Below are 4013 nucleotides of genomic sequence, written 5' to 3' on the forward strand. Positions count from 1 at the left end.
GGGCTGGCGGCCGACGAACCGGTGAGCAGGATGCTGGTCCGGGTGCCCCGCGACGGCGGGCTCGCACTGGCCGCCGCGCTGCGCCGCGCCACCGTCGTGCAGAGCGCACGCCACGACCAGGAGCCGGTTCGCGTCCAGATCGACGCTTTGCACATAGGGTGATGCCCATGTCAGCGGCTCGCGTGGGCAAAGCGCTGATTCCGTTGATCTTGATCGCTCTCGGAGTGCTCTGGCCGGTGGCGTTCCACGGGGGCTCGGGCGGTGCCCCGGTCGACGACCCGGTGGTGATCGCCGACTACGACGTCGACATCGTCGTCGACGCCGCCGGGGACCTCACCGCCGTCGAGACGCTGACCACCGAGTTCTTCAGCAGCGACCGGCACGGGATCTTCCGGTACTGGGACATCACCAACCCGAACGACCCGCATCTGCGGCAGCGGCCGGAGGTCACCTCGGTGCTGCTCGACGGCGCGCCGGTGCCGTACCGGATGTCGTGGGAGGACGGCGGTCGGTTCCGGGTGGCCAGGATCGGCGATCCCGACCGCTACCTCGGCGACGGCACCCACGTCTTCGAGATCCGCTACACCGTCCCCGGCGTCCTCGACCCCGGCGATGTCGGTGCCGACCGGGAGTTCGCCGGCTCCGCAGGCGACCCGGGGGCGTCGCCGTCGGCTTACTTCTGGAACGTCATCGCTCCCGGGTGGAACAACCGCATCGAGCGCGCCGACGTCAGTGTGACCCTGCCCGGCGTTGTCGGAGGAGCCCAGTGCTCGGTCGGTTACGGCGTCGGAAGAGCCTGCGACGAGCTGACCGTCGACGGCAACCGGGTGCGGGTCAGCGCCCAGTCGCTGCCACCGCGCACCCCGGTGACGGTGCGCGCCGGGGTCGATGTGCCCACCCCGCCCCGGGCGGCCCTGCCGTGGTCGTACCCGTGGGACCGCGTGCTCGGGCAGTCGGTCACGGGGGTGATGTGGCTGGCCGTGTTCACGGTGCTGGCCGGCGTCGCCGCGGTCGGCTGGCTGCGCACCGTGGTGGAGAAGCCGCCCGCGTTCCCATTGCAGTACGCGCCGCCGCCGGGCCTCGGCCCGGTCCAGACCGAGTACATCCGCACCGAGTCCGTCCCGAAGAGCGGGCTCGCCGCGACCCTGCTCCACCTCGCCGACCGCGGGCTGGTCAGCCTGCGACAGGACGGCGACAAGGAATGGACCGTCCGGGGCGTCGGAGAACCGAAGCAGTGGGCCGACGTCGACCCGGTCAGCCTGGCGGTGGCCACCCGGCTGAAGGTGCGCAACGGCGGAAAGTCGTTCACGGCCGAGAAGTCCGCCCGCTCCGGCGAGCGGCTCTCCAAGGCCAGAGCCGACATGACCGAGGCGGTCGAGAAGTGGGCACTCGACGCGGGACTACTGGTGCCCCGCAAGAGGGAGCTGTGGCTGCGTGCGGCCAACGCCGTGGCATTCGTCCTGATGGTGTGCGCGTTCTTCCGCTGGGGATTCCCGGCCACCGGGTGGGCACTGCCGTTCGCGGCGTTCTTCCTGTTCTCGGCGGCTTCCTGGCGCGACGGGATCGGCACCCGGCGCACCGCGGCCGGACGCGAACTGTGGTCGCGGGCCGGCGGATTCCACCGCGTGCTGGCCACCGACTCGGCCGAGACCCGGTTCGACTTCTCCGCGCGTAAGGATCTCTACCTGGCCTACGTCCCGTACGCCGTCGCGGGCGGCGTCGCCGCGCAGTGGGCGAAGAAGTATCAGTCCTACACGGGTTCGGCTGCTCCGCAACCCGATTGGTATGTCCCGTGGTCCTCGCCGGGCGGGTCGGGGGCCGGCGGCGGCGCCGACTTCGACAGCTTCGAGTCGGCGCTGTCCTCCTCGATCGGCGCGTACACCGCCGCACAGTCGGCGTCCTCGTCGTCCTCGGGCGGGAGCAGCGGCGGCGGAGGAGGCGGTGGCGGTGGCGGTGGTGGAGGAGGAGGAGGTTCGTGGTGAGATTCCTGCTGGTGGTGGTGCTGGTCCTCGCGGTGCTGGTGCTGATCGGTTTCGTGATGGGCTACAACAGGATTCGCTCGGCCGATATCCGGGTCGCCGAAGCGCTCGCCGGCATCGACGTCGAGCTGACCCGGCGCGCCGCACTGATCCCGAGCCTGGTGCACATCGTGCAGAGCTTCGCCGCGCACGAGAAGGCCGTGCTCGACCGGGTGACCGATGCCAGGGCCGCGCTGACCTCGGCCACGGCAGGCAGATCGGTCGCCGAACGCAGCGCCGCCGAGAATCGGCTCGACACCGCGCTGACCCCGCTGCTGGCACTGGGGCAGAGCTATCCGCAACTGAACTCGTCGGAGAACTTCCTGGACCTGCAGCGGAACCTCACCGACACCGAGGACAAGCTGGCGTTCGCGCGGCAGTACTACAACGACGCGGTCGCCACGCTGAACCGGCAGCTCAACACCATCCCGTGGATGTTCGTCGCGCCGCTGAGCGGGGTGACCGAGAAGGAGTACTACCAGACGCCGCGTTGAGGGGCCCTCCCTAGACTGGCGCGGTGCGTCTTGTCTTCGCCGGCACACCGGAACCCGCCCTGCCGTCCCTGCAACGGCTGATCGACTCGTCCCGCCACGAGGTGATCGCCGTGGTGACGCGCCCGGATGCGGCCGCCGGGCGCCGGGGCCGGCCCGCCCCGTCCCCGGTGGCGGTGCTGGCCGCCGAACACGGCATCCCGGTGCTCAAGCCGGCCCGCCCCAACTCCGCGGAATTCGTCGCCGAGCTGGCCGCGCTGTCGCCGGATTGCTGCGCGGTGGTGGCCTACGGCGCGCTGCTGGGCGACGAACTGCTCGCGGTGCCCGCGCACGGCTGGGTCAACCTGCATTTCTCGGTGCTGCCCGCGTGGCGGGGCGCCGCCCCGGTGCAGGCTGCGCTGGCCGCCGGCGACGAAGTGACCGGGGCGACCACGTTCCAGATCGAACGCAGCCTGGACTCCGGGCCGGTGTTCGGCGTCGTCACCGAGACGATCCGGCTCACCGACACTGCAGGAGACCTGCTCGGGCGGCTGGCGGTGTCGGGCGCCGGACTGCTCGAAGCCACCATGGACGGCATCGAGGACGGCACCCTGACGGCGGTGCCCCAGCCGTCCGACGGGGTCAGCGTCGCGCCGAAAGTCACGGTCGAGGATGCCCGTATCCGGTGGGAGCTGCCCGCGCACGTGGTGGACCGGCGCATCCGCGCGGTCACGCCGAACCCGGGGGCGTGGACCACCATCGGTGACCTCCGGGTCAAGATCGGGCCGGTGACGGTGCCGCCGGACGGACCCGAAGGCCTTGAGCCCGGCCAGATCCGGGCCGACAAGAAGCAGGTGCACATCGGGACCGGCTCCGCGGCGGTACTGCTGGGCACCGTGCAGCCGCCCGGTAAGAAGCCGATGAACGCCGCGGACTGGGCCCGCGGGGCCCGGCTCGACGAGAACGGATGGGCCCGATGAAGCGCAAACCGCTGGACCCCGCCCGCCAGGCGGCCTTCGACGTGCTGCGGGCGGTGTCCGAGCGGGACGCCTACGCCAATCTGGCGCTGCCCGCGATCCTGCGGGACCGTGGCCTCAGCGGGCGGGACGCCGCGTTCGCCACCGAGCTCGCTTACGGCACCTGCCGCAGCCGCGGGCTGCTCGATGCCGTCATCGCCGCCGCGGCGGGTCGCCCGGTGGACCGCATCGACCCCGTGCTGCTCGACCTGTTGCGCCTCGGCAGCTATCAGCTGCTGCGCACCCGGGTCGACGACCACGCGGCGGTGTCCACCACCGTCGACCAGGCCGGCATCGAGTTCGATACTGCGCGAGCGGGATTCGTCAACGGTGTGCTGCGCACCATCGGGCGTCGCGACGAGGCGTCCTGGGTCGAGGAGCTCGCGCCGCCCGCCGACAAGGACCCGGTCGGGCACCTGGCTTTCGTGCACGCCCACCCCCGCTGGATCGCGCAGGCGTTCGCCGACGCGCTCGGCGCCCGCGCCGACGAGCTGGGCGCGCTGCTGGCC

The 4013-nt window shown here is 71.9% G+C and carries 5 protein-coding genes; all 5 read left to right on the forward strand.

The window, feature by feature from the left end:
* Positions 1–162, forward strand: a 162-nt coding sequence (locus tag MVA01S_RS32460) for a hypothetical protein (RefSeq protein WP_169801783.1), incomplete at its 5' end; no start/stop codon positions are given.
* 5 nt (positions 163–167) lie between these two features.
* Positions 168–1982 carry a DUF2207 domain-containing protein gene (locus MVA01S_RS28920; protein ID WP_051015332.1) on the forward strand — a complete coding sequence of 605 codons (1815 nt, stop codon included), beginning with the start codon at positions 168–170 and terminating at the stop codon, positions 1980–1982.
* Complete coding sequence (locus MVA01S_RS28925; RefSeq protein ID WP_003932058.1) at positions 1976–2512, forward strand: LemA family protein; 537 nt, start codon at positions 1976–1978, stop codon at positions 2510–2512. The genes MVA01S_RS28920 and MVA01S_RS28925 overlap by 7 nt, the downstream gene beginning before the upstream one ends.
* A gap of 23 nt (positions 2513–2535) precedes the next feature.
* Positions 2536–3468: a methionyl-tRNA formyltransferase gene (gene fmt, locus MVA01S_RS28930; protein WP_003932059.1), complete on the forward strand. Its 933-nt coding sequence runs from the start codon at positions 2536–2538 to the stop codon at positions 3466–3468.
* A partial coding sequence (locus MVA01S_RS28935) for a transcription antitermination factor NusB (protein ID WP_303621352.1) occupies positions 3456–4013 on the forward strand: 558 nt, incomplete at its 3' end. The genes fmt and MVA01S_RS28935, both read left to right, overlap by 13 nt.

The sequence above is a fragment of the Mycolicibacterium vaccae NBRC 14118 = CIP 105934 genome (genome assembly GCF_001552715.1).
GTDB classification, from domain to species: Bacteria; Actinomycetota; Actinomycetes; order Mycobacteriales; family Mycobacteriaceae; genus Mycobacterium; species Mycobacterium vaccae.

Excerpts from the sequence above, each read along its gene's own strand:
- MVA01S_RS28920 (WP_051015332.1), top strand. The coding sequence starts at position 168 with ATGTCAGCGGCTCGCGTGGGCAAAGCGCTGATTCCGTTGATCTTGATC.